General features: G+C 64.1%; 22 protein-coding genes and 2 tRNA genes. 14 read left to right on the top strand and 10 right to left on the bottom strand.

Features of this window, described 5'->3' with window-relative positions; translation table 11 throughout:
- Positions 1-48: 48 nt before the first annotated feature.
- The gene (locus AC2FNA_RS16025; protein WP_234139694.1) at positions 49-468 is read right to left on the bottom strand and encodes an Hsp20/alpha crystallin family protein; all 420 of its coding nucleotides are present in this window, start codon (positions 466-468) and stop codon (positions 49-51) included.
- Between the two features lie 140 nt (positions 469-608).
- Here AC2FNA_RS16025 and AC2FNA_RS16030 point away from each other — a divergent pair, with 140 nt between their 5' ends.
- From AC2FNA_RS16030 to AC2FNA_RS16075, 10 genes are all read left to right on the top strand, one after another.
- Complete coding sequence (locus AC2FNA_RS16030) at positions 609-1,277, top strand: nitroreductase (RefSeq protein WP_496828197.1); 669 nt, start codon at positions 609-611, stop codon at positions 1,275-1,277.
- A 9-nt stretch (positions 1,278-1,286) separates the two neighbouring features.
- Positions 1,287-1,724: a D-aminoacyl-tRNA deacylase gene (dtd, locus tag AC2FNA_RS16035; RefSeq protein ID WP_496828199.1), complete on the top strand. Its 438-nt coding sequence runs from the start codon at positions 1,287-1,289 to the stop codon at positions 1,722-1,724.
- Positions 1,721-2,827, top strand: a complete 1,107-nt coding sequence (locus AC2FNA_RS16040) for a DUF4147 domain-containing protein (protein WP_496828200.1) — start codon at positions 1,721-1,723, stop codon at positions 2,825-2,827. The genes dtd and AC2FNA_RS16040 overlap by 4 nt, the downstream gene beginning before the upstream one ends.
- 50 nt (positions 2,828-2,877) lie before the next feature.
- Positions 2,878-4,872: a CocE/NonD family hydrolase gene (locus AC2FNA_RS16045; RefSeq protein ID WP_496828202.1), complete on the top strand. Its 1,995-nt coding sequence runs from the start codon at positions 2,878-2,880 to the stop codon at positions 4,870-4,872.
- Between the two features lie 125 nt (positions 4,873-4,997).
- On the top strand, positions 4,998-6,581 hold the full coding sequence (locus AC2FNA_RS16050) for an ABC transporter substrate-binding protein (protein ID WP_496828204.1): 1,584 nt from the start codon (positions 4,998-5,000) through the stop codon (positions 6,579-6,581).
- A gap of 15 nt (positions 6,582-6,596) precedes the next feature.
- Positions 6,597-7,553 carry an ABC transporter permease gene (locus tag AC2FNA_RS16055; protein WP_164128392.1) on the top strand — a complete coding sequence of 319 codons (957 nt, stop codon included), beginning with the start codon at positions 6,597-6,599 and terminating at the stop codon, positions 7,551-7,553.
- Complete coding sequence (locus tag AC2FNA_RS16060; RefSeq protein WP_496828206.1) at positions 7,550-8,365, top strand: ABC transporter permease; 816 nt, start codon at positions 7,550-7,552, stop codon at positions 8,363-8,365. Before AC2FNA_RS16055 ends, AC2FNA_RS16060 begins: the two co-directional genes overlap by 4 nt.
- Positions 8,362-9,999 (top strand): ABC transporter ATP-binding protein, encoded by a 1,638-nt coding sequence (locus AC2FNA_RS16065; protein WP_496828208.1) that lies wholly within the window; start codon positions 8,362-8,364, stop codon positions 9,997-9,999. The genes AC2FNA_RS16060 and AC2FNA_RS16065 overlap by 4 nt, the downstream gene beginning before the upstream one ends.
- Before the next feature lie 95 nt (positions 10,000-10,094).
- On the top strand, positions 10,095-10,931 hold the full coding sequence (locus tag AC2FNA_RS16070) for an alkaline phosphatase family protein (RefSeq protein ID WP_496828210.1): 837 nt from the start codon (positions 10,095-10,097) through the stop codon (positions 10,929-10,931).
- Positions 10,932-10,989: 58 nt separating this feature from the next.
- On the top strand, positions 10,990-11,556 hold the full coding sequence (locus AC2FNA_RS16075) for a DUF4453 domain-containing protein (protein ID WP_496828212.1): 567 nt from the start codon (positions 10,990-10,992) through the stop codon (positions 11,554-11,556).
- A gap of 13 nt (positions 11,557-11,569) precedes the next feature.
- On the opposite strand, the gene AC2FNA_RS16080 is transcribed toward AC2FNA_RS16075, so the two are convergent.
- The 8 genes from AC2FNA_RS16080 to AC2FNA_RS16115 all read right to left on the bottom strand — a co-directional run bounded on the left by AC2FNA_RS16080 (position 11,570) and on the right by AC2FNA_RS16115 (position 18,636).
- Positions 11,570-12,523 carry an alpha/beta hydrolase gene (locus AC2FNA_RS16080; RefSeq protein WP_496828214.1) on the bottom strand — a complete coding sequence of 318 codons (954 nt, stop codon included), beginning with the start codon at positions 12,521-12,523 and terminating at the stop codon, positions 11,570-11,572.
- Complete coding sequence (locus AC2FNA_RS16085; RefSeq protein ID WP_496828216.1) at positions 12,511-14,400, bottom strand: acyl-CoA synthetase; 1,890 nt, start codon at positions 14,398-14,400, stop codon at positions 12,511-12,513. The genes AC2FNA_RS16080 and AC2FNA_RS16085 overlap by 13 nt, the downstream gene beginning before the upstream one ends.
- Positions 14,401-14,625: 225 nt before the next feature.
- Positions 14,626-15,054, bottom strand: coding sequence for a peptidoglycan-binding protein LysM (gene lysM, locus AC2FNA_RS16090; protein ID WP_496828218.1), 429 nt, complete (start codon positions 15,052-15,054; stop codon positions 14,626-14,628).
- Positions 15,055-15,120: 66 nt separating this feature from the next.
- Positions 15,121-16,920 (bottom strand): ABC transporter transmembrane domain-containing protein, encoded by a 1,800-nt coding sequence (locus AC2FNA_RS16095; RefSeq protein WP_496828220.1) that lies wholly within the window; start codon positions 16,918-16,920, stop codon positions 15,121-15,123.
- A gap of 160 nt (positions 16,921-17,080) precedes the next feature.
- Positions 17,081-17,155, bottom strand: a tRNA-Gly gene (locus AC2FNA_RS16100).
- An 88-nt stretch (positions 17,156-17,243) separates the two neighbouring features.
- Positions 17,244-17,330, bottom strand: a tRNA-Leu gene (locus AC2FNA_RS16105).
- 226 nt (positions 17,331-17,556) lie between these two features.
- Positions 17,557-18,117 (bottom strand): tetratricopeptide repeat protein, encoded by a 561-nt coding sequence (locus AC2FNA_RS16110; RefSeq protein ID WP_496828222.1) that lies wholly within the window; start codon positions 18,115-18,117, stop codon positions 17,557-17,559.
- Between the two features lie 30 nt (positions 18,118-18,147).
- Positions 18,148-18,636, bottom strand: coding sequence for an Lrp/AsnC family transcriptional regulator (locus tag AC2FNA_RS16115; RefSeq protein ID WP_496828224.1), 489 nt, complete (start codon positions 18,634-18,636; stop codon positions 18,148-18,150).
- Positions 18,637-18,740: 104 nt separating this feature from the next.
- On the opposite strand from AC2FNA_RS16115, the gene putA reads away from it, so the two are divergent.
- Both putA and AC2FNA_RS16125 read left to right on the top strand, forming a co-directional pair.
- A complete protein-coding gene (gene putA / locus AC2FNA_RS16120) occupies positions 18,741-22,145 on the top strand; it encodes a bifunctional proline dehydrogenase/L-glutamate gamma-semialdehyde dehydrogenase PutA (protein WP_496828226.1) in 3,405 nt (1,134 codons plus the stop codon).
- A 122-nt stretch (positions 22,146-22,267) separates the two neighbouring features.
- The gene (locus AC2FNA_RS16125) at positions 22,268-23,011 is read left to right on the top strand and encodes a rhomboid family intramembrane serine protease (RefSeq protein WP_496828228.1); all 744 of its coding nucleotides are present in this window, start codon (positions 22,268-22,270) and stop codon (positions 23,009-23,011) included.
- 70 nt (positions 23,012-23,081) lie between these two features.
- On the opposite strand, the gene AC2FNA_RS16130 is transcribed toward AC2FNA_RS16125, so the two are convergent.
- Positions 23,082-23,867, bottom strand: coding sequence for an inositol monophosphatase family protein (locus AC2FNA_RS16130; protein ID WP_496828230.1), 786 nt, complete (start codon positions 23,865-23,867; stop codon positions 23,082-23,084).
- 175 nt (positions 23,868-24,042) lie between these two features.
- Here AC2FNA_RS16130 and AC2FNA_RS16135 point away from each other — a divergent pair, with 175 nt between their 5' ends.
- Positions 24,043-25,083: an NADP-dependent oxidoreductase gene (locus tag AC2FNA_RS16135; protein ID WP_496828232.1), complete on the top strand. Its 1,041-nt coding sequence runs from the start codon at positions 24,043-24,045 to the stop codon at positions 25,081-25,083.
- 235 nt (positions 25,084-25,318) lie between these two features.
- Positions 25,319-25,678 carry a hypothetical protein gene (locus AC2FNA_RS16140; protein WP_234218315.1) on the top strand — a complete coding sequence of 120 codons (360 nt, stop codon included), beginning with the start codon at positions 25,319-25,321 and terminating at the stop codon, positions 25,676-25,678.
- The last annotated feature ends 20 nt before the right edge of the window (positions 25,679-25,698 follow it).

A 25,698-nucleotide genomic window follows, 5' to 3' on the forward strand; every position in this document is an offset into this window, starting at 1 on the left:
CACCTCAATACCCGGCCCGCGCGGTGCGCGCGGGCCGGGCAGGCAGGGTCAACCGCGCGAGATCGCGATTTTCTGTGCCACGGCCGGGGCCTCCTTGGCCCGTTTGGGCACGCGGACATGCAGCACCCCGTCCTTCATCGTTGCCTCGGCCTTGCCACCTTCGGCATCCTCGGGAAGGCGGAACGAGCGGCGGAACGCGCCGTATTGCCGCTCCGAGAAATACCAGGTGTCGCCCTTCTTCTCTTCATGGGTGCGCTTCTCGCCCCGGATGGTCACGACACCATTCTCCACAGACAGTTCGATATCGTCCTCGGACACACCCGGCAGTTCCATTGCGATGTCGTAGGCATTGTCATTTCCCGAGGCCTCGGTCGCGGGGCTGAGCCAATCCGCCAGCCGCGCACCGAAATTCCGGAACGGATCGTAAAGCGACGGCCAGAGGCCAGCGTGATCTGATTTTTCAACCATTGTCGGTCCTCCTTTGATGGTTTGATCTGATTCTGACACAGCCGCCGTCGCGCCTCCTTGATCCGGCGCAAATTGCCCGCCGATATGCTTGCGTCCGCCAATGCTCCCGGCCATTGTGCCGGGAAGAGGAGACCTATCCGATGACCCTGACCGAGTTCGAAGCGCTGCTCAGCACGCGCCACTCCTGCCGTGCCTTTCGCGCCGATCCGGTGCCACGCGCCGAAATCGAGCGGATCGTCGCTGCCGCCTGCCGTGTACCCAGCTGGTGCAATGCGCAACCCTGGCAGGTGACGCTGACCAGCGGGGCCGAGACCGATGCCTTTCGTGCCGCGCTGATGAACGAGGCCATGACAGGCACACCCGGACCCGACCTTGCCTTTCCCTCCGGTTATTCCGGCGTCTATCAGGATCGCCGCCGCACCTGTGGCTGGGCGCTTTATGAGGCGGTGGGCGTCGAAAAAGGGGATCGGGCCGGCTCGGCGGAACAGATGATGAAGAACTTCTCGCTGTTTGACGCACCCCATTGCGCCATCATCTCCAGCCCGGCCGAGCTGGGTGGCTATGGCGCGATGGATTCTGGCGGTTTTGTCGCGGCCTTTACCCTTGCCGCGCAAGCGCTGGGGGTAGCGACCATCCCGCAAGCCGCAGTCGCCTCGTATGCGCCGTTCCTGCACCGCTACTTCGAGATCCCCGAGGACCGGCTGATCCTCTGCGCCATCTCCTTTGGCTATGCCGATACCGAACATCCGGCCAACAGCTTTCGTACCGAACGCGCCGCGCTCGACGAAATCGTCGACTGGCGCGGATAAGGGGCGTCGATGCGCGCCCTGATCCAGAGAGTCTCTCATGCCTCGGTCACCGTCGACGGTTCGGTGGTCGGTCAGACGGGGCCCGGCCTGCTGGTGTTGGTCTGCGCCATGGCGGGCGATGGCGAGGCGCAAGCCGACCAGCTGGCCGCCAAGATCGCCAAGCTCCGCATCTTCAAGGATGCGGCGGACAAGATGAATCGTTCGGTCCTGGATATCGGCGGCGCGGCGCTGGTGGTCAGCCAGTTTACCCTGGCCGCAGATACCCGCAGCGGCAACCGTCCGGGTTTCTCCAGCGCCGCCCCTCCTGCCGAGGGCGAGCGGCTGTACGAATATTTCGCCGCGCAACTGGCCGCGCAGGGGGTGCCGGTCGAAACCGGCCGGTTCGGCGCCGACATGAAGGTCGAACTACTGAATGACGGGCCCGTCACCATCTGGATGGACATATGACAACGGCGCATGATCAGGCATTGGCGATCTGGCAAGCCGGGGTCGATGCAGTCGGTGGCTATGCCGCCACCTTTGCCGCGCTTGACGATCTGTCCCACCCCGATCGCATCCTAGCGGTGGGCAAGGCCGCCGCCAGCATGGCGCGCGCCGCACTTGACCACTTCGGGCCGCTGCCCTGTCTGGTGGTCACCAAGGATGGCCATGGCGCCGAACTGCCTGCCTCGGTCCAGTTGATCGAGGCCGCGCATCCAGTGCCCGACGCCCGCAGCCTGATGGCGGGCCGCGCCCTGCGGCAGGCGGTCGCGGCGATGGCCGATGGCAGTCACCTGCTGTTGCTGGTCTCGGGCGGCGCCTCCTCGCTGGCCGAAGACCTGGTGGCGGGAAAGACGTTGGAGGATCTGGCCGTGCTCAACCGCGCGATGCTGGCCGAGGGGCTGGACATCACCGCGATGAACGCCCGCAGGCGGCAGATTTCCCGGATCAAGGGCGGCGGGCTGCTGGCCGGTTTCAAAGGCAAGCGCGCCGATGTGCTGGCGATCTCGGATGTGCCGGGCGACGACCTGATGGTGATCGGCTCGGGCATCGGGGCGCTGCCTGATGCGTACGGTTTTGCCGCCAGCACACGCATCGTCGCCTCGAATTCGGTAGCACGGGCGGCGGCCTGCGATTGTGCGCGCGCGCTTGGTCTGGAGGTATTGCGCAACGAGGAAACCCTGCATGACGATCTGGCGGCGCTGGTGCCTCGCATCGGGGCGCGGCTGCGGGCGATGCCGCGGGGTGTGCTGGTTCTGGGCGGAGAGCCGACCGTGGTCCTGCCGCCGAATCCGGGTCGGGGTGGTCGCAATCAGGCGCTGGCCCTGGCCCTAGCCCGAGAGATCGCGGGTGACCCCGGATTGGTGGTGGTAGTCGGCGGCACGGATGGCACCGATGGTCCCACCGATGCGGCGGGCGCCATCGTCACCGGCCAAACCTGGGGCAAGGGCGCTGCCGAGGCGCTCACCGCAGCCGATAGCGGCAACTGGCTGGAACGGGCCGGGGCGTTGCTGGTGACCGGCCCCACTGGCACCAATGTAATGGACCTGCTGGTCGCGCTTCGCACCTGAAACGTCGCAATCCAACCCTGCGCCCACACAACAGCCTGAGAGAGTTGCGCATGACGCAAAAGAATACCCTGCGCGAGATCGAAGAACTGGCCGACATGGGCATCACCCTGTCCGATGGCACCCGCCTGTCGGCCCGGGTTTGGCGTCCGGTCGATGCGGGCGACGATCCGGTGCCCGCGATCCTGGAATACCTGCCCTATCGCAAGCGCGATGGCACCTGCGCCCGCGATGCGCTGACCCATCCGTGGATCGCCAAGCGCGGCTATGCCTGCATCCGCGTCGACATTCGCGGCAATGGCGACAGCCAGGGCCTGATGGAGGACGAGTACACCCAACAGGAACTGGACGATGCCGTCGAGGTGATCCACTGGTTGGCCAAGCAACCCTGGTGCAGCGGCGCCGTTGGGAAGATGGGGATCAGCTGGGGCGGGTTCAATTCGCTTCAGGTCGCGGCGATGCAGCCCGCGCCGCTTAAGGCGATCATCACGCTCTGTTCCACCGTCGACCGCTATGCGGACGATATCCATTTCAAGGGCGGGTGCCTGCTCAACGAGAACCTGGGCTGGGGCGCCACCATGTGGTGTTTCTCGTCCCGCGCGCCCGACCCGGCGCTGGTGGGCGATGCCTGGCGCGAGATGTGGCTGGAGCGCCTGCGCGCCCAGCCCTTCCTGCCCGAGACGTGGTTGCGGCACCAGACACGCGACGCCTATTGGCAGCATGGCTCGATCTGCGAGGATTTCGGCGCGCTCAGGACGCCCACGCTGGCAATCAGCGGCTGGGGCGACAGTTACATGAACACGGTACCGCATCTGGTGGAAAACCTGCAAACGGTGGTTAAGGGCATCAACGGGCCATGGATTCACAAATACCCGCATTTCGCCATTCCCGGCCCCCGCATCGGATTCCTGCAAGAGGCACTGCGCTGGTGGGATCGCTGGCTGAAGGGCATAGAGAACGGCGTCGAGGATGAGCCTGACTATCGCGCCTATGTGATGGACGGCATCCCGCCCGAGACCAAAAGCCTGTTCCGCCCCGGACGTTGGATCGCTGAACAGACGGGTGCGACCCGCCACCTCCCGATGGAAACCCTGCATCTGAGCGATGACGGGCTGGGACCCAAAGGACCGCTGACCGCGCAGGTCAGCACGCCCTTGCACGCGGGCATGGATTGCGGCGAATACGGGTCGTTCTGGGCCGGGCCGGAATTGCCGGGCGACCAGCGGCTGGACGATGCGCTGTCGGTGACCTTCGACAGCGCCCCACTGCCCCAGCGGATGGATATCGTCGGCGCCCCTCGCCTCCGGCTGCGGCTGAGCGCGGACAAGCCGCAGGCGCAGATCGCGGTGCGGCTGAACCATGTACTGCCCGATGGTACTTCGGCCCGGATCACCTGGGGCGTGCTGAACCTGACCCATCGCGACAGCCATGCGGCACCGCAGGCGCTGGAGCCGGGGCGGGTCTATGACATCGCCTTCGACCTGGATCACATCGGATATCGCGTGCCCGCCGGGCACCGCCTCAGGGTGGCTATCTCGTCGTCATACTGGCCGATGATCTGGCCCTCGCCAGAGCGTACCTGCCTGACTCTGCACGAGGCCGCCATCGACCTGCCGCAGCGGCCGGCAGGCGAGACGGACGAATGGGTCTTTCCGCCCGAAGATGCAGACCCGCCCTGGCAGATCCGCACCCTGCGCGAAGGCTCGAACACCCGCCGCACCGAGATCGACAAGGCCACAGGCGCTGTAAGGCTGACCATCGTAGACGATGCCGGCCTGGTTGAGGACATGGAACATGGCGCCATCTCTGGCACCATCGCGCGCGAGGAATGGGTGATTCACCCCGACGATCCCGCTTCGGCCCGTGGTATCTGCCACTGGACCGCGGAAACCGGACGGGGCGATCTTTCTTTACGGACGGAAACCCGGAGCGAAATGTGGTCGGACGCAGAGCATTTCTACCTCAAAGCCTCGATTGAAGCCTATGAAAACGACGTAAAGATATATGAGAACGACAAATCCAGCCAAGTTCGGCGTGATATGCTCTGACCGCAGGAAAGACAGTCGCCAGACATTCCCGCTTGCCCGAAGGGGCGAAATACGCAAACCTTGATTCGTCAGTCAACAAAAACCGTGCTGTAAGAACGCGCGACCACTCAACAGGGGAGATTTAGATGAACGAACAACTCGAACATATGGCCGGACGGGTCACCGCCGGCAAAATGACCCGCCGCGAGTTCATGGGCAAGGCCGCCGCATTGGGCGTGTCGGCCGCCGTGGCCAGTTCGATATTTGCGCAGGCGGCACGAGCCTCGGAGCCCAAGCGCGGCGGCGTGGTCAAACTTGGCTCGGTCGGCGGTGAGTCGACCAACTCGCTCGACCCGGCCACCTATGCCAGCCAGGTACCCTATCACAACGGCAACCAGTTCGGCGATACGCTGGTGAACGTGGCCCCGGACGGTACCATCGAGAACCGGCTGGCCGAAAGCGTCGAGGCCAGCGCCGACGCCAAGACCTGGAGCTTCAAGATCCGTCAAGGCGTCGAATTCCACAACGGCAAGACCCTGACTGCCGAGGACGTGCTGAAGACGATGCAGCGCCACTCGAACGAGGATTCGAAATCAGGCGCGCTCGGCATCATGAAGGGCATCGAGTCGATGAAGGTCGACGGCGATTACTTCCATGTCACTCTGGGAGATGCCAACGCCGACCTTCCCTATCTGATGGCCGACTATCACCTGATCATCCAGCCCGATGGCGGCATGGACGATCCGGGCGCGGGCATCGGGACCGGCGCCTACAAGATGGAAGTCAATGAACCGGGCGTGCGCCACGTCTATTCGAAATTCGCCAACTACTGGGGCGATGACGGTTATTTCGACGGCGTGGAAATCCTGGTCATCAACGATGCCACCGCCCGGACCGCAGCACTTCAGTCGGGCCAGGTGCATATCATCAACCGCGTTGAACCGAAGGTCGCCGGCCTCTTGAGCCGTGCGCCGAACCTGACCGTGCATTCGACCCCGGGCCGCGGCCACTATGTCTTCATCATGCATGTGGACAAGGCGCCGTTCGACAACAAGGATCTGCGCCTGGCGCTGAAATACGCCATCAACCGCGAAGAGATGGTGGAAAAGATCCTGCGCGGCTACGGCTCGGTCGGCAATGACATGCCGATCAACGCGGCCTATCCCCTGTTCGACAGCGCGATCCCGCAACGCGAGTTCGACCTGGCAAAGGCGGCCGAGCACTACAAGGCATCCGGTCACGACGGCTCGCCCATCGAACTCCGTGTGTCGGATGTGGCCTTCCCCGGCGCCGTCGACGCCGCCGCGCTGTTCCAGCAGACCGCGGCCGCCGCTGGCATCCCGCTGGAGATCAAGCGCGAGCCTGGCGATGGCTACTGGTCCGAGGTCTGGAACGTGCAGCCCTTCTGCGCCTCGTATTGGGGTGGGCGTCCGGTGCAGGATCAGATGTACTCGACCGCGTACCTGTCCACGGCAGACTGGAACGACACCAAGTTCAAGAACGCCGATTTCGATGCGATGCTGCTCCAGGCCCGCGCCGAACTGGATTCGGCCAAGCGCAAGGAGATCTACTCGAAGATGGGTATGATGCTGCGCGACGAAGGCGGCCTGATCTGTCCGATGTTCAACGACTTCGTGGACGCGACCAGCAACACGCTGGCCGGTTGGGAAACCGACCCCAACGGCGAGTTGATGAGCGGTCAGGTCACCCGCAAAATGTGGTTCGCCTGATCCGGGTCCGGCAGCATGCACCCGATCGTGAAACTTGTGTCCCAGCGCCTTGCGCTGGGACTCATGCTCCTCTTCGGCGCTTCAGCCCTGATTTTCGGCCTGACCGAAGCGCTTCCCGGAGACGCCGCGCAAGCCGTCCTGGGACAGTCCGCAACCCCCGAGTCCCTGGCGAACCTGCGCGAGGAAATGGGCCTCGACCGTCCCGCGCTGACGCGCTACTTCGAATGGCTGGGCGGCATTCTGCAAGGCGATCTGGGCAAATCGCTGACCAACAAGCTCGACATTGCCGAATCGGTCGGCGGGCGTCTGGGCAATACGCTTTTCCTCGCCTTCTGGGCCGCCATCGTGTCGGTGCCGCTGGCGATCTTCCTGGGTCTGCTGGCCGTGCGCTATCGCAACCGCTGGCCCGACAAGGTGATCTCGGCGGTGACGCTGACCACCATTTCCATCCCCGAATTCCTGATCGGTTACGTTCTGGTCTATTTCGTCGCGGTGAAGCTGGGCATGTTCTCGCCGCTGGCGATGATCAATGACAGCATGAGCCTGGGGCAGAAGCTGAACGCCATCGCCCTGCCGGTGATCGTGCTGACCATGGTGGTGCTGGCGCATATGATGCGGATGACCCGCGCCGCCATCCTGAACGTGATGCAATCGGCCTATATCGAGACCGCCGAGTTGAAGGGGCTGACCAACTTCAAGATCATCTATCGCCACGCCTTTCCCAATGCGATCGCACCGATCGTCAACGTGGTGATGCTGAACCTCGCCTATCTGGTGGTGGGCGTTGTCGTGGTCGAGGTGGTGTTTGTCTATCCCGGCATGGGGCAGTATCTGGTCGATCACGTGACCAAGCGTGACGTGCCGGTGGTGCTGGCCTGCGGGGTCATCTTTGCCGCGATCTATATCGGCCTGAACATGGTCGCCGATATCGTTGCCATTCTGGCCAACCCCAGACTGAGGCATCCGAAATGAAGAATATTCCAATTTCCGCCGCCATCGGCCTGGTCCTGACGGCAATGTATTTCATCGGGGCGATCTTTGCCCCGCTGCTGGCCCCCTATGGCATGGCCGAAGTCGTTGGCGATGTGTGGGAGCCGTCGAGCAGCGAGTATCTGCTGGGCACCGACAATATCGGCCGCGACCTGTTGAGCCGGATGATCTATGGCGGGCGCACCACCATCTTTGTCGCCACCATGGCCACCATCCTCAGCTTTACCACCGGGTCGATCCTGGGCTTTCTGGCCGCCGTGCTGGGCGGCTGGGCCGATCAGCTGATGTCGCGCACGGTAGACCTGATCATGTCGATCCCCTCGCTGATCACCGCCCTGGTGGTGCTGGCCATGGTACCGGTGACCATTCCCGTGCTGATCCTGGTGATGGGCTTTCTCGACGCCACGCGCGTCTATCGCCTGGCCCGCGCCGTGGCGGTGGACATCAACGTGATGGACTATGTCGAGGCCGCCAAGCTGCGCGGCGAGGGCCGCGTCTGGGTCATCTTTCGCGAGATCCTGCCCAATGCCCTGTCACCACTGGTGGCCGAGCTTGGCCTGCGCTTCATCTTCATGGTGCTGTTCATCTCGACCCTGTCTTTCCTGGGCCTGGGCGTGCAACCGCCGCTGGCCGATTGGGGCGGCATCGTGAAAGAGAACAAGGACGGTATCGTCTATGGCATCGGCGCGGCGCTTTATCCGGCCGTGGCCATCGCCACCCTGGCCATCTCGGTCAACCTGGTGGCCGACTGGGTGCTGAACCGCACCACATCGCTGAAAGGAGGCCGGGGATGAGCGAACCGCTTCTCAAGGTCCGTGGCCTCAAGATCGGCGCCACCGTCTATCCGCCGGGCGAAAAGCCGCATGATATCGAGATTGTGCACGGGGTCGATTTCGACCTCGAGCGCGGCAAGGTGCTGGGGCTGATCGGCGAATCCGGGGCCGGCAAATCGACCATCGGGCTGGCCTCGATGGCCTATGGCCGCGGCGGTGTGAAGATCACCGGCGGCGAGGTCTGGGTCAACGGGCGCGACATTCTCAAGACCTCGCTCAAGGATATCCGCGGCCTGCGCGGCGGCGAGGTCACCTATGTCAGCCAGTCGGCGGCGGCCTCGTTCAACCCCGCCAAGAAGATCATGGAACAGGTTGTCGAGGCGGCGGTGGAACAGAACAAGTTCACCCGCAAGGAGGCAGAGGCGCGGGCGCGTACCCTGTTCGCCAAGCTGGGCCTGCCCGATCCCGACAATATCGGCGAGCGCTATCCGCATCAGGTCTCGGGCGGGCAATTGCAGCGCTGCATGACGGCGCTGGCGCTGTGTCCGGAGCCTGATCTGGTGGTGTTCGACGAGCCCACCACGGCGCTGGACGTGACCACCCAGATCGACGTTCTGATGGCCATCAAGGAGGCGATCCGCGATACCGGCGTTGGTGCGCTTTACATCACCCACGACCTGGCGGTGGTGGCGCAGGTCAGCGACGACATCATGGTGCTGCGGATGGGCGACATGGTCGAGTATGGCGAGACCGACCAGATCATCAACCGCCCGCAGAAAGAGTATACGCAGGCGCTGGTCTCGGTCCGCTCGATCGAGCACGAAGAGAAGAAACCGACGCCCGAGCCGGTGCTGTCGGTCAAGGGCATCTCGGCCCGCTACAAGGGGCTGGCCTTTGACGTGCTGCATGACGTCACCGTCGATCTGCATCCCGGCCAGACCCTGGCCGTGGTGGGCGAAAGCGGCTCGGGCAAGTCGACGCTGGCGCGGGTGATCACCGGCCTGTTGCCCCCGCGCGAGGGCGAGATCACCTTTGCCGGGCGCAAACTCAGCCGCGATCTGGCCGGGCGTTCGCGCGAGGACTTGCGCGAGTTGCAGATGATCTACCAGATGGCCGACACCGCGATGAACCCGCGTCAGACCGTGGGCACCATCATCGGCCGGCCGCTGGAGTTCTATTTCGGGCTGCGCGGCGCCGAAAAGCGCAAGCGCATCATCGAACTGCTGGACGAGATCGAGATGGGCGAGAAGTTCATTGATCGCTATCCGGCCGAGCTGTCGGGTGGTCAGAAACAGCGCGTCTGCATCGCCCGCTCGCTGGCGGCCAAGCCCAAGATGATCATTTGTGACGAGGTGACCAGCGCGCTTGACCCATTGGTGGCCGACGGCATCCTGAAGCTGCTGCTCGACCTGCAAAAGATCGAGGATGTCGCCTATCTGTTCATTACACACGATCTGGCGACGGTGCGGGCGATCTCGGATTCCATCGCGGTGATGTATCAGGGCCGGGTGGTCCGCTACGGGCCCAAGAGCCAGGTGCTGAGCCCGCCGTTCGACGACTATACCGACCTCTTGCTCAGCTCGGTGCCAGAGATGCGTCTGGGCTGGCTGGAAGAGGTGGTCGCCCATCGCAAGATGGAAAGCGCCGGAAACTGAAATCCAGACCCTGATACAGGGTCTGGCCTCAGATTTTTCGAAAAATCTGAGGCATTTTCTGTGCCAGAAAATGCGTCCCGAACCGGAGTTATCTCATGGACCGCAAGCTTCTTCTCATCATCCTCGATGGTGTCCCTTATCGGAACTTCCGGCGGCTTTTCGGCAATCTCGAAGGCTGGGTCGATAGCGGCGAGGCGCGAGTGTGGAAACTGCGCGCGGTGCTGCCCTCGATCTCGGCCAGCTGCTATGCCTCGATCCATACCGGGGTCACTCCGCAGGAACACGGCTGCACCGGCAACGGCAACGTGTTCCGGATGGAACACAAGGATATCTTCAGCCAGGTCCGCGCGGGCGGCGGTGTGACCGGCGCGGTTACCCACAGTTTCTGGTCGCAATTCTTCAACCGCCACCCGTTCGACTATGTGCGCGACATCGAATATGACGAGCCCGACAGCGCCACGATCAACCATGGCCGGTTCCATACGATGACCGGTTACGGTCATGACAACCAGATGACGCCCTCGGATGTCGACCTGTTCGCGACCCTCACCAATCTGTGCCTGCGTTTCGGGCTGAACTATGGCGTCCTGCACACCTGCACGCTGGACAGCATGGGACACCGGTTCCATCACGACTGCACCGAGATGGATCATGCCTGTTTCGTGATGGACGAGATGCTGGCCCCCTTCATCCCGCGCTGGCGGCAGCTGGGCTATGACGTGATCGTCACCGCCGATCACGGTCAGGACGAACGTGGCCATCACGGTGGGCGCCACCCGTTGCAGCAGGAAACCGCGCTTTATTACTTTGGTGATGCCGAGGGGCCGGCCCCTGATACGGTGATCGACCAGCTGCAACTGGCACCGGCCATCCTAGGCCGCCTCGGCGCCCCGATTGCCGAGACGATGAAGGCAGGGTCTTTCCTGACATAACGGGGCGTGGCAGGCTGGCGGCATTTCGATCAACCGCCTTCCACTCGGAGATTTTGCGATGCGCCGCCTGTTGGCCCTGCTCTTTGCCCTGCTCATTGCCCTACCACTGCCCGCTCTAGCCGATGACGGCTGTCACGACCTGTGGTTCACCCGCAACCTGATCATGGACCGGGCCGGGTATTGTTTCGGCTCGACGCTGGGTCAGGCGGTGTTCGACAATCGCGGTTGCACCGGAAAATCCGTTAGCCTGGGCGCCGACGAGCAACGGCTGGTCACCCAAGTCCGCGCGCTGGAGCAAAGCCATGGCTGCAAGGTAGATACCGGGCAGACCTGGCTGGATCTGGACGACGTGTTCTGGCGGAGACAGCTCTGGGTCCTGCCGGTGCGGGATGAGTTCGAAAGCGCCTGCCTGGGCTGGCTGGGGCCGGTGATCGCATTACGCGCCGGACCTGGCCATGGCACCGCACCGGTCGGGCAGGTTCTGCCAGGCGACACTGTCGGCTACGCTCATATTCCGGTTGGCGGCTGGACCTATGTCACCACCCACACCCCCGACTGGCAGGTCAAGAGCGGCGGCTGGTTCGACCTTTCAATCCCCGAGCAATGCCGGGATTTCGCGGGCTGAGCCCGCACTCTCGTCAATCGTAGGGCCAGAGCCCCTGCCCCAGCGCCTCGATTGCCAGGGTGATCCGCTCGAAACTGTCGGCGGCGCGGGTGACACTGGAGCGCGCCCGCAAATAGCCATGCACCAGCCCCTCTTCGTTGATCCAGGCGGCACGGCCACCGGCAGCAGTGATGGCGGCGCAATAGTCGCGCCCGTCATCGCGCAGCGGATCGCAACCGGCGGTCACCGCCACAGTGGGTGGCAGGCCTGCGAAATCGCTGTCCGACAGCGGCGCCCAGCCGGGATCGCCCTGGGGCACTGGCCCATCGAAACGGACCGACTGGTAAAAGGCCACGTCCGCCGTGCTCAGCATCGGTGCCTCGGCATGTTCGCGGTATGAAGGCGCCTCGGGCCGGGCCGACAACAGCGGATAGATCAGCACCTGCCCCCAGATCTCGCGGCGCTGGCCGCGCAAGCGATGCGTCACCGCGGCCATCAGATTGCCGCCGGCACTGTCACCGGCCAGCACGATGGGATCGCCGAATTCGGTCTCGGCCCACCCCACAGCCGCCAGACAATCGTCAAGCTGCGCCGGGTGACGGTGTTCCGGGCAAAGCCGGTAATCGACAGCCACCACGCGGTAACCGGTTCTGGCACAAATCTCGGCGCAGACATCGTCGTGGCTGTCCAGCCCGCCCAGCACGAAGCCGCCGCCATGGGCATAGACCACGGTGCGCGTGGGCTGTCCCGCCCGGTAGAGCCGGACCGGGACACCGTCGGCATCGCGATCCTCGGCCCGTACCCCCTCGGGGCGACCCGCATGAAAGGCGCGGCACATGGCGTCATAGACCTGGCGCTGACCCTCGATACTCAGCGAGACCGCATCCTCGGGGTAGCTCTCAGCCGTGCGCCGGACAAAGGCCCATGTTTCGGCATCGAGCAGCCGGTCATAATCTACCGGCTGTCCCTCGCCACTCACTCTGCCCATTCCCAGGGCCGGGTATAGGCGCCCAGCACCTTGGCCACCTCGCCCTCGGTCGCGCCATGTGCCGCAAGCTGCGCCACCAGCCCGCGTTTCTTGTCATCGATCACCGACACCACCCGCGCGGCCGAACCCGCCTCGGTCAAGGCACCGTTATAGACACGCGTGATCGCGTTCTTGCGCAGATCGGGCTTGAACACCTTGCCCACGGCGGTCTTGGGCAGTTCCGGCAGGATGGTCATATGCTTGGGGTGGGCTGCGCGTTCATGCACATGCACCTTGCAATATTCCATCAGCTCGGCCTCGGTCACCTTGCCGCCCTCGACCAGTTCGACAAAGGCGCAAGGCACCTCGCCCGCATGGGCATCCGGCTGGCCGATGGCCCCGGCAAAGGCGACCGCCGGATGGCCCAGCAGCGCCTCTTCGATCTCGGCGGGGTCGATATTGTGACCGCCGCGAATGATCAGGTCCTTGGCCCGGCCGGTGATCCACAGATAGCCATCCGCGTCAAAGCGGCCCAGATCACCGGTGCGCAGATGGGTGCCGTAATAGTAGAGGTCCTTGTTCTTGTCCTCTTCGGTATAGGTGTTGCCGGCATAGACGCCCGGGTTCGAGATGCAGATCTCGCCGATCTCGTCCACCGCGCATTCGACGGGGCCGTCGGGCGTGCCCTTGATGATCTTCACATCCGAATAGGGGAACGGAATGCCGATCGAGCCGATCTTCTTCTCACCATCCACCGGATTGCAGGACACCAGACAGGTTGCCTCGGTCAGGCCATAACCCTCGACGATGGTGACGCCGGTCGCCTTTTCAAAGCGGCGGAACAGTTCCACCGGCAGCGGCGCCGATCCCGAAAACGCGGTCTTCACGCTCGAGATATCGGCATCGACCGGGCGCTGCATCTTGGCCGAAATGGCGGTGGGCACGGTGATGATGAATGTCACCTTCCAGCGCTCGATCAGCTTCCAGAAATTGTCGAACACACCGTCGCCGCGATAGCCGGCGGGGGTCGGGAACACCACATGCGCGCCCGAGGACACCGCCGCCATCACGATCACGTGGCAGGCAAACACATGGAACAGCGGCAGCGGACACATGATGGTGTCCTCTTCGTTGAACAGCAGCGTATGGCCCAGCCAGCCGTTATAGATCATGCCGGAGTATTTGTGCTGTGCCACCTTGGGCATGCCGGTGGTGCCACCGGTGTGGAAATAGCAGGCCACCCGGTCACCGGTGGAATCGGCGAAGGTCAGCTCGGTCGGCTGCTTGCGCATCTCGCGGTTGAAGCTGAGGTAATCGGCATGGGCCAGATGTTCCTTGTCCGCCATCTTGGGGCGCACCAGCGGCACGATCCAGGATTTCGGCGGCGTCAGATAGCGGTTCAGATCAACCTCCAGCACCGTATTCACATGCGGGGCGTGGCGCACCGCCTCGGCCACCTTTTGCGCGATATCGGTTTTGGGGAAGGGTTTCAGCGTGACCACCACCTTGGCATTGGTCTCGCGCAGGATCGCGGCGATCTGCTCGGGTTCGAGCAGCGGGTTGATCGGATTGACGATCCCCGCCACGGCACCGGCCAGCATGGTGATCAGCGTCTCGCTGGTATTGGGCAGCACATAGGCCACCACATCGTTTTCGCCGATGCCTAGGCTGCGGAACAGGTTGGCGGTCTGGTTGACCTTGGACAGCAGCTGCGACCAGGTCAGGGTTTCGGCCTTGTCCGTGGGCCCCGAGAGCAGCTGATAGCTCATCGCCTTGTGCCCCGGGAACCGGGTGGCTGTCCGCGTCAGCAGCTGGTGCAGCGTGGCGGGAACGTCCCGCGCCTCCCACGGCATTTCGTTTTCGACACGTGCGCGGTCTTCGAGCCCGGCAAACGGCATGAGCAATCCTCCCCAAGGGCCCGTTTCCCGAGCCATTCCATCCTTGATCCCAAGATGCGAAGAAACGCATCCCGGCGCAAGCTGGCGCTTAACCGGATGGCGCCGCGAAAGCGCCCGTGACGCAACGGCGAAAGGAAGGTGACGTTGCGCCCCCAAGCGCTTTGAGCGATGTAACCAAGGGGGCGGCCCACCGTGTCGCCTCCTTTTGCAATTCGCCTACTGATGTCAGGCCTGCGGAATACGCAGCATCTGGCCGGGATAGATCTTGTCGGGATGACTGAGCATCGGGCGGTTGGCCTCGAAGATCTCGTTGTAGCGGCTGCCCTTGCCCAGCGTCTTTTCCGCAATCGCCCACAGGGTGTCGCCCTTGGTAACCGTGTGGAATACCGGTTCGGCACCGCCACCGGTGGTCTGGTCATCCACCGCGCCCACACCTTCGACATTGCCGACCGCCAGGATGATCTTTTCCTTCAGCTCGTCGCTTGCCGCCGCGCCGTGCAGCTTGACGGTATCGCCCTCGACCGAGATCTCGACACCGCTGGCATCCAGTCCCAAATCCGCGATCTCTTTTTGCAGCGCCTCGACCTGCGGCTCTTCCGCGCCGCCGCCAAAGAGTTTCTTGCCGCTGTCCTTAACAAAGCTCCACAGACCCATACCCGCTCTCCTTCGGTTCCAACTGGTTCCGAGGATGCGCCCGCGCAGGGTCTGGAATAAGGGGAATTATTCCGCCGCCAGCCCATCGGTGAATTGAAGCCGCGCCAGCCGGGCATAGAGTCCGCCGCCCGTCACCAGCTCGTCATGGGTGCCCTGGGCGACGATGCGACCTTCTTCCAGCACCACGATGCGATCGGCCTTTTTCACCGTGGCCAGCCGGTGCGCCACGATCAGCGTCGTGCGGTCGGCGCTCAGCCGTTCCACCGCCTGCTGCACCGCACGCTCGCTTTCGGCATCCAGCGCCGAGGTCGCCTCGTCCAGGAGCAGCACAGGTGCGTCGCGCAGGATGGCACGGGCGATGGCGATGCGTTGCTTCTGGCCGCCCGACAACATCACGCCGCGTTCACCCACGAAACTGTCATAACCTTCGGGCAGGGCGGCGATGAAATCATGCGCGGCGGCTGCGCGGGCGGCTTCCTCGACCTCGGCATCGCTGGCGGTCGGGCGACCAAAACGGATGTTCTCCCGCGCCGAGGCGGCGAAGATCATCGGATCCTGCGGCACCAGCGCCATGTGGCGGCGGAATGCGGGCCGCGCCAGTGTCGTCAGGTCCTGCCCGTCCAGCAGTACCCGGCCCGATTGCGGGTCATAGAACCGCTGGATCAACTGGATCACCGTGGTCTTGCCGGCGCCCGAGGGGCCGACAAAGGCCACCGTTTCACCCGGCTGCACGGTCAGGCTCATGCCGTCAAGCGCCACCTGATCGGGCCGCGCCGGATAACGGAAGGTCACGTTGTCAAAGGTGATTTCGCCCCGTACCGGCGTGTTCAGCGTCGCTGGAGCCACAGGATCATTCACCGTATCTTCAGCATTCAACAGCTCGACCAGACGTTCGGTCGCGCCGGCAGCACGTTGCAACTCGCTCCAGATCTCGGAGAGCGCGGCCACCGCGCCCGCCATGATCACCGAATAGATCACGAACTGGATCAGCGTGCCTTCGGTCATCACTCCGGCACGCACATCGTTGGCGCCCATCCAGAGCACGCCGACGATGCCCGAGAACACCAGAAAGATCACGATCACGGTCAGCACCGCGCGCGTGGCGATCCGGCGGCGCGAGACATCATAGGCAGTTTCGGTCACCTCGGCGAATGCTGCCCGGCTGGCGATCTCGTTGGTATAGGATTGCACCGTCTGCACCGCGCCCAGCGCCTCGCCCGCATTGCCGGAACTGGCCGCGATCCAGTCCTGATTCTCGCGGCTGATGGCGCGCAGACGGCGGCCCAGCACAAGAATCGGCACCAGCACCGCAGGCACCAGCAGCAGCACCAGCCCCGTCAGCTTGGCCGAGGTCAGCAGCATCAGCACCAGGCCGCCAGCAAACAGCAGCATGTTGCGCAGCGCGATCGAGGCCGAGGATCCCAGCACCGATTGGATCAGCGTGGTATCGGTGGTGATCCGGCTCAACACCTCGCCGGTCATGATGCGTTCGAAGAATTCCGGGCTCATTCCGATCACCCGGTCGAACACCGCCTTGCGGATATCGGCCACCACGCGTTCGCCCAGCCGGGTGACCAGCGCGTAACGGATGCCGGTGCCCAGCGCCAGTACCCCGGCAATACCCAGCGCGGCCAGGAAATACACATCCAGCAAGTCGCCATTTTCGATGCGGAAATTATCGACCACCCGGCGTACCGCCAGCGGCAGGGCCAGCGACATGCTCGCCGTCAGCACCAGCGCCATCAGCGCGCCCGCCATCAGCAACTTGTAGGGCTTCATGAACGGCCAGAGCGCGGACAGCACGCCAACCTTCTTCGAGCCTGCGCGCTCTTCGCTGGCGACGGGGGCGGTGGGTCTGCGAGCCATGCGTTGCGATATCCTGCCATTGATCCGGATGCGCCCGGAAACCCGGGCTAGGTTCAGCTTCATGGAGGCGCGACCAGGCAGGGTCAAGCAATCTGCGTGCCCGGACCCTGTAAAAAGGTCCAAATGACGCAATCGGACGGATATGTCGGTGCTGATGTGTTGGAGCGGGCGGCGGGAATCGAACCCGCTTCATCAGCTTGGAAGGCTGAGGTAATAGCCAGTATACGACGCCCGCTCAGCAAGGGGATAGCTAAGACATGCATCCGGTGGCGTCAAGGCCCGGATTGTGCGCCATTCTTGCCCCACAAGGGAAGATGACTTGATGGTACGGGCGGCCGGATTTGAACCGGCACGGCCTATACGGCCCAGGCATTTTAAGTGCCATGTGTCTACCATTCCACCACGCCCGCATCTCGTGAATCCGGAAGGGGAGGCCGGCATTTCTGCCGGCCGTCAGGTCCAGGTGGAACTCGATAACAAACTCTGGAAAAACAGCAAGGCCAAGGCCCTGCAACTCGTAACGAACTCAAATCAACCACCGGCCCCAACCGGATCCTTCTCCCTCTAATCAGATAGAGGGCCAATCTCAATGTGACGCAGATCACGACTGGCAAAAAAAGTGAAGATTCGCCGTGCTCAGATGTCCTGACCCTTGGGCTCCAGGTCGCCTCCGGGTGCAACAAGTCCACGCTCTGGCAACCAGGGATTGAGTTTGAGCGCTTCGGCCAGGGCCATGCGCGCCTCGTCCAGGCGTCCCAGGCCCATCAGCGTCAGCGCCCGGCCGCTCATCGCGGCCACGTGGTTCGGAGACAGGGCCAGCGCCTTGTCGAGATCGGGCAGCGCGGCGGCATAGTTCTGCCGCAGGTATTGGACAAAAGCTCGTTGATTATAGCCCTCGGCATAGTCGGGACAGTAGTCGACCAGCCGGTCGAACTCGTTCAATGCTCCCAGCAGGTCCCAGGCCCTGCGTCGCGACATGCCGTTGTCGAGGATCGCTTGGGCGACCTCGTCCGGCGCGTCAGCCCATAGCTCCCACATTTGGTTCGATATGGTGCGCGCATGCATTTCGTTGGGCGCAACGCGGATGTCCTCGATCAGATGCGCGATTTGCTCGGAGTTGTCTGGTGCGGCGGGGCATTCCGACGCCAGTGCGGCACCGGGGACGAGCAGGAAACAGGCAAGGGCAAGATGTCTCATATGCCAATGCTGACGCAAACGGGCCTCGCGTCAAGTAACGCTTTCGAGCGCGCCCAGCATTCCGGGTTCCTTCACCGCCTCCATCGCAACAAAGGTCGAGGTACTGGAAACATGCGGCAACGACGAAATGCGCTCGGCCAATACGGTTCGGTATTCGGTCATCGAATGCGTCCGCACCTTGAGCAGATAGTCGAAATTCGACGCGATCATATGGGCCTGTTCGACCTCGCCGATGCGGCGCACGGCGGCGTTGAATTCGGCCAGCGCCTTTTCTCGGGTGTCGCTCAGGCGCACCTCGACAAAGGCCACATGGTCAAGTCCCAGCCGGATGGGATCGACCATCGCGCGATAGCCGGTGATGATGCCTTCGGCCTCAAGCCGTTTGACCCGCGCCTGGGTCGGCGATTTCGACAGGCCGATGCGGCGGGCAAGGTCGGCGACCGACATCCGCCCGTCGGCGGCTAGCTCGGCCAGAATCGCCCGGTCGTGCCGGTCGAGGTTAGGAAAGTCCGTTTGCATCGCATTTACCCACATCTTTGGTGATTTGGACTGCGTTATCACAAAAATCAGGCGAATGAACCTGCAGTTGCGATGTATCATGCGCCAACTGACCCGGAGGCATCATGACCCACGCCCTGCGCACCCAAATCGACACTTTCACCTATGCCGACCAATCGGCGCTGCTCGACGCGCTGGTTGCGCAAGCGGCGCTGAGCCCGGAGGATCGCGCCGCGATCAGCGCCGCGGCCGCCGGGCTGGTGCGCGATATCCGCGCCAGCACCGCGCCGGGCATGATGGAAGTGTTCCTGGCCGAATATGGCCTGTCCACCGACGAGGGCATCGCGCTGATGTGCCTGGCCGAGGCGCTGTTGCGCGTGCCCGATGCCGACACCATCGACGCGCTGATCGAGGACAAGATCGCGCCGTCGGACTGGGGCAAGCATCTGGGGCATTCCTCGTCTTCGCTGGTCAATGCCTCGACCTGGGCGCTAATGCTGACCGGCAAGGTGCTGGACGAGCGCAAGGCAAGCCCCGTGGGCGCGCTGCGCGGCGCCATCAAGCGGCTGGGCGAGCCGGTGATCCGCACCGCCGTCTCCCGCGCGATGAAGGAGATGGGGCGCCAGTTCGTGCTGGGCGAATCCATCCAGGCGGCGATGAAACGCGCGCAGGGGATGGAGGCCAAGGGCTATACCTATTCCTATGACATGCTGGGCGAGGCCGCGCGCACCGAGGCGGATGCCGCGCGCTATCACCTGAGCTATTCGCGCGCCATTGCCGCCATTGCCGAGGCCTGCACCCATGGTGACATCCGTGCCAATCCGGGCATATCGGTCAAGCTGTCGGCCCTGCATCCGCGCTATGAGCTGGCGCAGGAGGCCCGCGTCATGGACGAGTTGGTGCCGCGCCTGCGGGCGCTGGCGCTTTTGGCCAAGGCCGCCGGCATGGGGCTGAATGTGGACGCCGAAGAGGCCAACCGGCTGGCGCTGTCGTTGCAGGTGATCGAGGCGGTGATGGCGGAACCGGCGCTGAAGGGCTGGGACGGGTTCGGCATCGTGGTACAGGCCTATGGGCCGCGCGCCGGGCTGGTGATCGACACGCTTTACGAGATGGCGGAACGGCACGACCGCAAGCTGATGGTGCGGCTGGTCAAGGGCGCCTATTGGGACACCGAGGTGAAGCGCGCCCAGGTTGCGGGGGTCGATGGCTTCCCGGTCTTTACGCAAAAGGCGGTGACCGATGTCTCTTACATCGCCAATGCGCGCAAGCTCTTGGGTATGACCGACCGGATCTATCCGCAATTCGCCACCCATAACGCCCATACCGTGGCCGCGATCCTGCATATGGCGCGGGACGGCCAGCCCTATGAATTCCAGCGCCTGCACGGCATGGGCGAGACGCTGCATAACCTTGTGCTGACCGCCAACAAGACCCGCTGCCGCATCTATGCACCGGTGGGGGCGCATCGCGATCTCTTGGCCTATCTGGTGCGGCGCCTGTTGGAGAACGGCGCCAACAGCTCTTTCGTCAACCAGATCGTGGACGAGAACGTCCCGCCCGAGGTGGTGGCGGCCGACCCGTTCGAGACGGTCAAGGCCCCAGCCAAGCCACTGAAGCGCGGCCCGGAGCTGTTTGCGCCCGAACGCCCGAACTCGAAAGGCTTTGACCTCGGCCACCAGCCCACGCTGGATGCGATCGACGCGGCACGCGATCCGTTCCGCAACCATCGCTGGCAGGCCGGACCGCTGCTGGCCGAGGAGGCCTCGCCCGAGGCCGAGGAGGCCGTGGTCAATCCCGCCGATCCGCATGACGTGCCCGGCAGCGTGGCCCCCGCAAGTGCGGCGGATGCCGAACTGGCGCTGGCCCGCGCCCAGCCCTGGCAGGCCCCGGCAGCCGAGCGCGCCGCCGTGCTGAACCGCGCCGCCGACCTTTACGAGGCGCATTATGGCGAGCTGTTTGCGCTGTTGCATCGCGAGGCGGGCAAGACCCTGATGGACGCGGTGGCCGAGCTGCGCGAGGCGGTGGACTTCATGCGCTATTACGCGGCCAATATCCCCGATGCGGCGCCTGCGGGCATTTTCACCTGCATCAGCCCGTGGAACTTTCCGCTGGCCATCTTCTCGGGCCAGATCGCGGCGGCGCTGGCCACCGGCAACGCGGTGCTGGCCAAGCCCGCGCCGCAGACCCCGCTGATCGCCCATCGCGCGGTAGAGTTGCTGCACGAGGCCGGGGTGCCGCGCGATGCGCTGCAACTCTTGCCGGGTGGTCCGGCGGTGGGGGCGGCGCTGACCTCGGATGCGCGGGTTTCGGGCGTGGCCTTCACCGGCTCGACCGCGACCGCGCAGAAGATCCGCGCCGCCATGGCAGCACATATGCGCCCGGGCACGCCGCTGATCGCGGAAACTGGCGGGCTCAATGCGATGATCGTCGATTCAACCGCGCTGCCGGAACAGGCGGTGCAGGCGGTGATCGAAAGCGCGTTCCAGTCGGCGGGCCAACGCTGTTCGGCGCTGCGCTGCCTCTACTTGCAAGAGGATATCGCCGAGGATGTGCTGACCATGCTCAAGGGCGCGATGGACGCGCTGGGCCTGGGCAACCCCTGGGCGCTGTCGACCGACAGCGGTCCGGTAATCGACGAGGCCGCGCGCCAGACCATCGCGGACCATGTGGCGCGCGCTCGGGCCGAGGGACGGGTACTGAAGGAACTGTCCCTGCCGCCCGAGGGCACATTCGTGGCCCCGACCCTGATCAAGGTCACAGGCATCGGGGCGCTGGAGCGCGAAATTTTCGGCCCCGTACTGCATGTGGCCACCTTCCGTTCGGACGAACTGGACCAGGTGATCGACGCGATCAACGCCACCGGCTATGGTCTGACCTTTGGCCTGCAAACCCGGATCGACGACCGGGTGCAACATGTGACCGAGGCGGTGCATGCGGGCAATATCTATGTCAACCGCAACCAGATCGGCGCCATTGTCGGCAGCCAGCCCTTTGGCGGCGAGGGTCTGTCGGGCACCGGCCCCAAGGCGGGTGGCCCGAACTACATGGCGCGCTTCTGTGCGCCGGATCGGCAGCAGGCGGCGGCCGACTGGGCCACGCCCATGGCCACCCTGCCCCGCGCGACCGGCACGCCCGCGCCGCTGCGAACACTGAGCCTGCCCGGCCCGACCGGCGAGTCGAACCGGTTGAGTGAGATGGCGCGTCCGCCGCTCTTGTGCCTTGGCCCCACGGCAGAAGCGGTCGCAGCGCAGGCGCAGGCAGTCGAGGCACTGGGGGGTACCGCTATCCGCGCCATCGGTTCGCTGAACGCCGAAGCACTGGAGACGGTAGAGGACATCTCGGGCGTGTTCTGGTGGGGTGACGAAGAGACCGCGCGCGCCTATGAACTGGCCCTGTCGCGCCGGCCCGGCCCGATCCTGCCGCTGCTCCCCGGCCTACCCGACCGCGCCCGTGTTCTGGCCGAGCGCCATGTCTGCGTCGATACCACCGCGGCGGGCGGCAATGCCGCGCTGCTGGGCGGTATGGGCTAAGGCAGGGAGCCTCCCGCCTGCCGCCGGATATTGCGATCCGCGGCAGTTGGGCCGGGCGCGCCGCGGACGCGGCGCACCCGGCGCCCCTTGACCTCTGCCGCGTTTGCCCGCAGCGTCGCGGGATGTTCCCGATCCGCGATCACAACCCCTCGGGCCGAACGCCCTATGTCGTCTACCTGCTGCTGGCGGCCAATATCGGGATCTTTCTGGCCACTCTGGGCATCATGGAGGATCCCCGGCTGGTCGGCCGGTTTTACTATGACTATGCAATCATCCCCGCCCGGATCTCGAACGGCGACGGATGGCTGAACCTGGTCACCTCGACCTTTCTGCATGGCGGCTGGATGCATCTGGGTGGCAACATGCTGTTTCTGTGGATCTTCGGCGACAATCTCGAAGACGAGATGGGCCATCTGGGCTTTGCCTTGTTCTACCTGGCCGCAGGGATTGGGGCCGGGCTGATTCATGTTCTGAGCGGGCCGGGGTCGATGGTGCCGACCATCGGCGCCTCGGGCGCGATTGCCGGGGTGATGGGGGGCTATCTGCTGCTGTTTCCCCGTGCGCGCGTCGATATCCTGCTGATCCTGTTCGTCTATTTCCGCATTTTCACGATCCCCGCCTTTGTGATGCTGGGCGCCTGGCTAGGGTTCCAGTTCCTGGGCGGGTTCAGTTCCGATCCCGATACCGGCGGCGTCGCCTATTGGGCGCATACGGGCGGGTTTGCGGTGGGGTTGGTTCTGACGCTACCGCTTTGGCTGAAGCGTGGCGGGCGCGGATTCTGGCAGCGTACCGAGGGCCACCCGCCGCATCCCGAGCAGAAGTACCGCCTGTCACCCAGCCGGATCCCCAAGATACCGCGCAGGTGAGCGCCACGAACGCAAAAACCCGGCCCTTGGCCGGGTGCAAGATTTTTCGACGAAAAATCTCGGCCGCGGCTTAGCCGCGGATCACCTTGGCAAAGGGATCGAATATGTCGCCGTTTGCGCAGATCACTTCGCCGCTGTCGAGGATCGAGATTTCGGGATCAAGCGCCTCGACCAAGCCGCCTGCTTCCTTGACGATGATGATGCCCGCGGCCATGTCCCAGGCATTCAGGCGCCGCTCCCAGAACCCCTCGTAGCGGCCCGCCGCCACATAAGCCATGTCGAGCGCCGCCGAACCCCAGCGCCGTACACCGGCGCAGACCGGCATCAGCCGAGCCAGATCCTGCAGGGTCATCGGCAGGTCAGCGCGCCCACCAAACGGCAGACCAGTTGCAAAGATCGACTCGATCATCCGGTGGCGACCCGACACCCGGATACGCTGATCGTTCATCCAGGCGCCTTCGCCCTTTTCGGCAAAGAACATCTCGTCCTTGGCGGCGTCATAGATGACACCGGCGACAACCTTGCCCTTGTGCTCGAGCGCTATGGAGATCGCCCAATGCGGCAGCCCGTGCAAAAAGTTGGTGGTGCCGTCCAGCGGATCGACGATCCAGCGCCGAGTCGGGTCTTCGCCCTCTTCCGAGCCGCCCTCTTCGGCGACCCAGCCATAGGTCGGGCGGGCATTGCGCAGCTCTTCCTTGAGAATATTCTCGGCGGCGATATCGGCCTTGGACACGAAATCGCCCGCGCCCTTCATCGACACTTGCAGGTTCTCGACCTCGCGGAAATCCTTCACCAGCGACCGGCCTGCCTTGCGGGCGGCCTTGATCATGATGTTGAGGTTCGCACTGCCAATCATCGGGGGAGCTCCTGTTCGGTCAAGCCGCGCGTATACTCGCGCGGGCGCGACTTGCCAAGGGGCTCTCTGTGCAAGGCGGTTGCCATACCGGTGCATGGCGCCGCGTCATCGGCTCGGCACGGTTTGCAGCCCGCGAGCAGCACTTTAGACTGTTTCCGAACAAAGGAGCATCTCCATGACCGACCGCATGTACCGCATCGCCCTCGCCAGCCGCCCGACCGGCGCGCCCGAGGCCGCCAATTTCTCATTTGAAGAAGCGCCCATTCCCACTCCCGGCCCCAGCGAGGTGCTGGTGCGGGTGCATTACATGTCGCTGGACCCCTATATGCGGGGTCGGATGGACGATGCCAAATCCTATGCCGCGCCGGTGCCCATCGGCGGCACGATGGAGGCCGGTGGCGTGGGCGAGGTGATTGCCTCGAACGATCCGAGGTTTGGGCCGGGCGACTTCGCCTTTGGCATGTTCGGCTGGGCGACACACGGCGTGCAACCGGGCAAGATGCTGCGCAAGATCGACCCCAAGGTGATGCCGATCACCACCGCGCTGGGCGTGCTGGGCATGCCGGGGTTCACCGGCTGGTTCGGGTTGCTGGAACATGGTCGGCCCAAGGCCGGTGAAACGCTGGTGGTGGCCGCGGCCACCGGGCCGGTGGGCTCGATGGTGGGTCAGGTCGCGCGCCTGGCCGGGCTGCGCACCGTGGGCGTCGCAGGAGGCGCCGACAAATGCCGCATCGCCACCGAGACATTTGGCTTTGACGCCTGCCTGGATCACCGCGCTTTTGAGACGGCAGCGGATCTGCGACGGGCGCTGGCCGCAGAATGCCCGGACGGGGTCGACATCTATTTCGAGAATGTCGGCGGCAAGGTGCTGGAAGCGGTGCTGCCGCTGATGAACAATTTCGGCCGCATCCCGATCTGCGGCATGATCAGCTGGTACAATGCCGGTGGCCTGGGCGCTGGCGCGTCGGACCCCGGGCTGACCGGCCCGGCAATCTGGCGCTCGATCCTGGTGAAGTTCCTTTCCGTGAACGGCTTCATCATCTCGAACCATTTCGACCGCTACCCTGCCTTCCTGACCGAAGTCGCACCGAAACTGGCCACCGGCGAGATCCGCTATCTCGAGGACGTGGCCGAAGGGCTGGAAAACGCGCCTGCCGCCTTCATGTCCATGCTGCGAGGCGGCAATACAGGCAAGCAGATCGTCAAGCTGATCTGATCCAGACCTGGCTGCGCTTCGCTTTTCGGTTCGAAAGCTGTGAAGCGCAGCATCCATAAATTGCAATTTCGAGTGATTCTCTACTCTAAGATGTGATGTCGATCACATACCTGAACTCTTTTTCCTGTCAGCCTGATCCTGCTCGCATCGAGATTTGAGCGAGCTTGAAAGTCTAACGCTCAATCATATTAGGGCGGCGGCGCCTGCGTTTTCCGCCCGGAACAGGAGGAAGAACATGACCACCTATCACGAGTTTTCCCAGGAAGATATTCAGGGCCTGATCGACGCCGGCAAAGCCCATCACGACACCGTCAATCTCAAGGCGATGGGACCGTCCGATGCCATGCTGCACGCCTCGCCGCTGGTGCTGGGCGAAACCTGCATCTCGGTCACGGTCGAAGACCACAAGGTCTGTCTGCACCTGCCGATCATCGACAAGAAAATCTGCTTTCCGATCCCGGTTTCGGTGCCGAACGGAACCGCGGCAAAGGCATGCCTGAAGATCTGCACGACCATCGGCATCCCGACCGGTGTCTGCGTCACGATCTCGGCCCTGGGCATGCAGATCGTGCATCAGTGCTTCGGCAAGTGCTGAACTGGACGCGTCAACCGGGG

The sequence above is a fragment of the Ruegeria sp. YKSD163 genome (genome assembly GCF_059612905.1).

Coding starts and splice junctions, on each gene's coding strand:
- AC2FNA_RS16115 (WP_496828224.1), bottom strand. CDS start 18,636: ATGCAAACGGACTTTCCTAACCTCGACCGGCACGACCGGGCGATTCTG.
- AC2FNA_RS16065 (WP_496828208.1), top strand. CDS start 8,362: ATGAGCGAACCGCTTCTCAAGGTCCGTGGCCTCAAGATCGGCGCCACC.
- AC2FNA_RS16085 (WP_496828216.1), bottom strand. CDS start 14,400: ATGCCGTTTGCCGGGCTCGAAGACCGCGCACGTGTCGAAAACGAAATG.
- AC2FNA_RS16140 (WP_234218315.1), top strand. CDS start 25,319: ATGACCACCTATCACGAGTTTTCCCAGGAAGATATTCAGGGCCTGATC.
- putA (WP_496828226.1), top strand. CDS start 18,741: ATGACCCACGCCCTGCGCACCCAAATCGACACTTTCACCTATGCCGAC.
- AC2FNA_RS16075 (WP_496828212.1), top strand. CDS start 10,990: ATGCGCCGCCTGTTGGCCCTGCTCTTTGCCCTGCTCATTGCCCTACCA.
- AC2FNA_RS16045 (WP_496828202.1), top strand. CDS start 2,878: ATGACGCAAAAGAATACCCTGCGCGAGATCGAAGAACTGGCCGACATG.
- AC2FNA_RS16110 (WP_496828222.1), bottom strand. CDS start 18,117: ATGAGACATCTTGCCCTTGCCTGTTTCCTGCTCGTCCCCGGTGCCGCA.
- AC2FNA_RS16095 (WP_496828220.1), bottom strand. CDS start 16,920: ATGGCTCGCAGACCCACCGCCCCCGTCGCCAGCGAAGAGCGCGCAGGC.
- AC2FNA_RS16080 (WP_496828214.1), bottom strand. CDS start 12,523: ATGGGCAGAGTGAGTGGCGAGGGACAGCCGGTAGATTATGACCGGCTG.
- AC2FNA_RS16135 (WP_496828232.1), top strand. CDS start 24,043: ATGACCGACCGCATGTACCGCATCGCCCTCGCCAGCCGCCCGACCGGC.
- AC2FNA_RS16040 (WP_496828200.1), top strand. CDS start 1,721: ATGACAACGGCGCATGATCAGGCATTGGCGATCTGGCAAGCCGGGGTC.
- dtd (WP_496828199.1), top strand. CDS start 1,287: ATGCGCGCCCTGATCCAGAGAGTCTCTCATGCCTCGGTCACCGTCGAC.
- AC2FNA_RS16050 (WP_496828204.1), top strand. CDS start 4,998: ATGAACGAACAACTCGAACATATGGCCGGACGGGTCACCGCCGGCAAA.
- AC2FNA_RS16030 (WP_496828197.1), top strand. CDS start 609: ATGACCCTGACCGAGTTCGAAGCGCTGCTCAGCACGCGCCACTCCTGC.
- AC2FNA_RS16125 (WP_496828228.1), top strand. CDS start 22,268: ATGTTCCCGATCCGCGATCACAACCCCTCGGGCCGAACGCCCTATGTC.
- AC2FNA_RS16025 (WP_234139694.1), bottom strand. CDS start 468: ATGGTTGAAAAATCAGATCACGCTGGCCTCTGGCCGTCGCTTTACGAT.
- AC2FNA_RS16055 (WP_164128392.1), top strand. CDS start 6,597: ATGCACCCGATCGTGAAACTTGTGTCCCAGCGCCTTGCGCTGGGACTC.
- lysM (WP_496828218.1), bottom strand. CDS start 15,054: ATGGGTCTGTGGAGCTTTGTTAAGGACAGCGGCAAGAAACTCTTTGGC.
- AC2FNA_RS16130 (WP_496828230.1), bottom strand. CDS start 23,867: ATGATTGGCAGTGCGAACCTCAACATCATGATCAAGGCCGCCCGCAAG.
- AC2FNA_RS16060 (WP_496828206.1), top strand. CDS start 7,550: ATGAAGAATATTCCAATTTCCGCCGCCATCGGCCTGGTCCTGACGGCA.
- AC2FNA_RS16070 (WP_496828210.1), top strand. CDS start 10,095: ATGGACCGCAAGCTTCTTCTCATCATCCTCGATGGTGTCCCTTATCGG.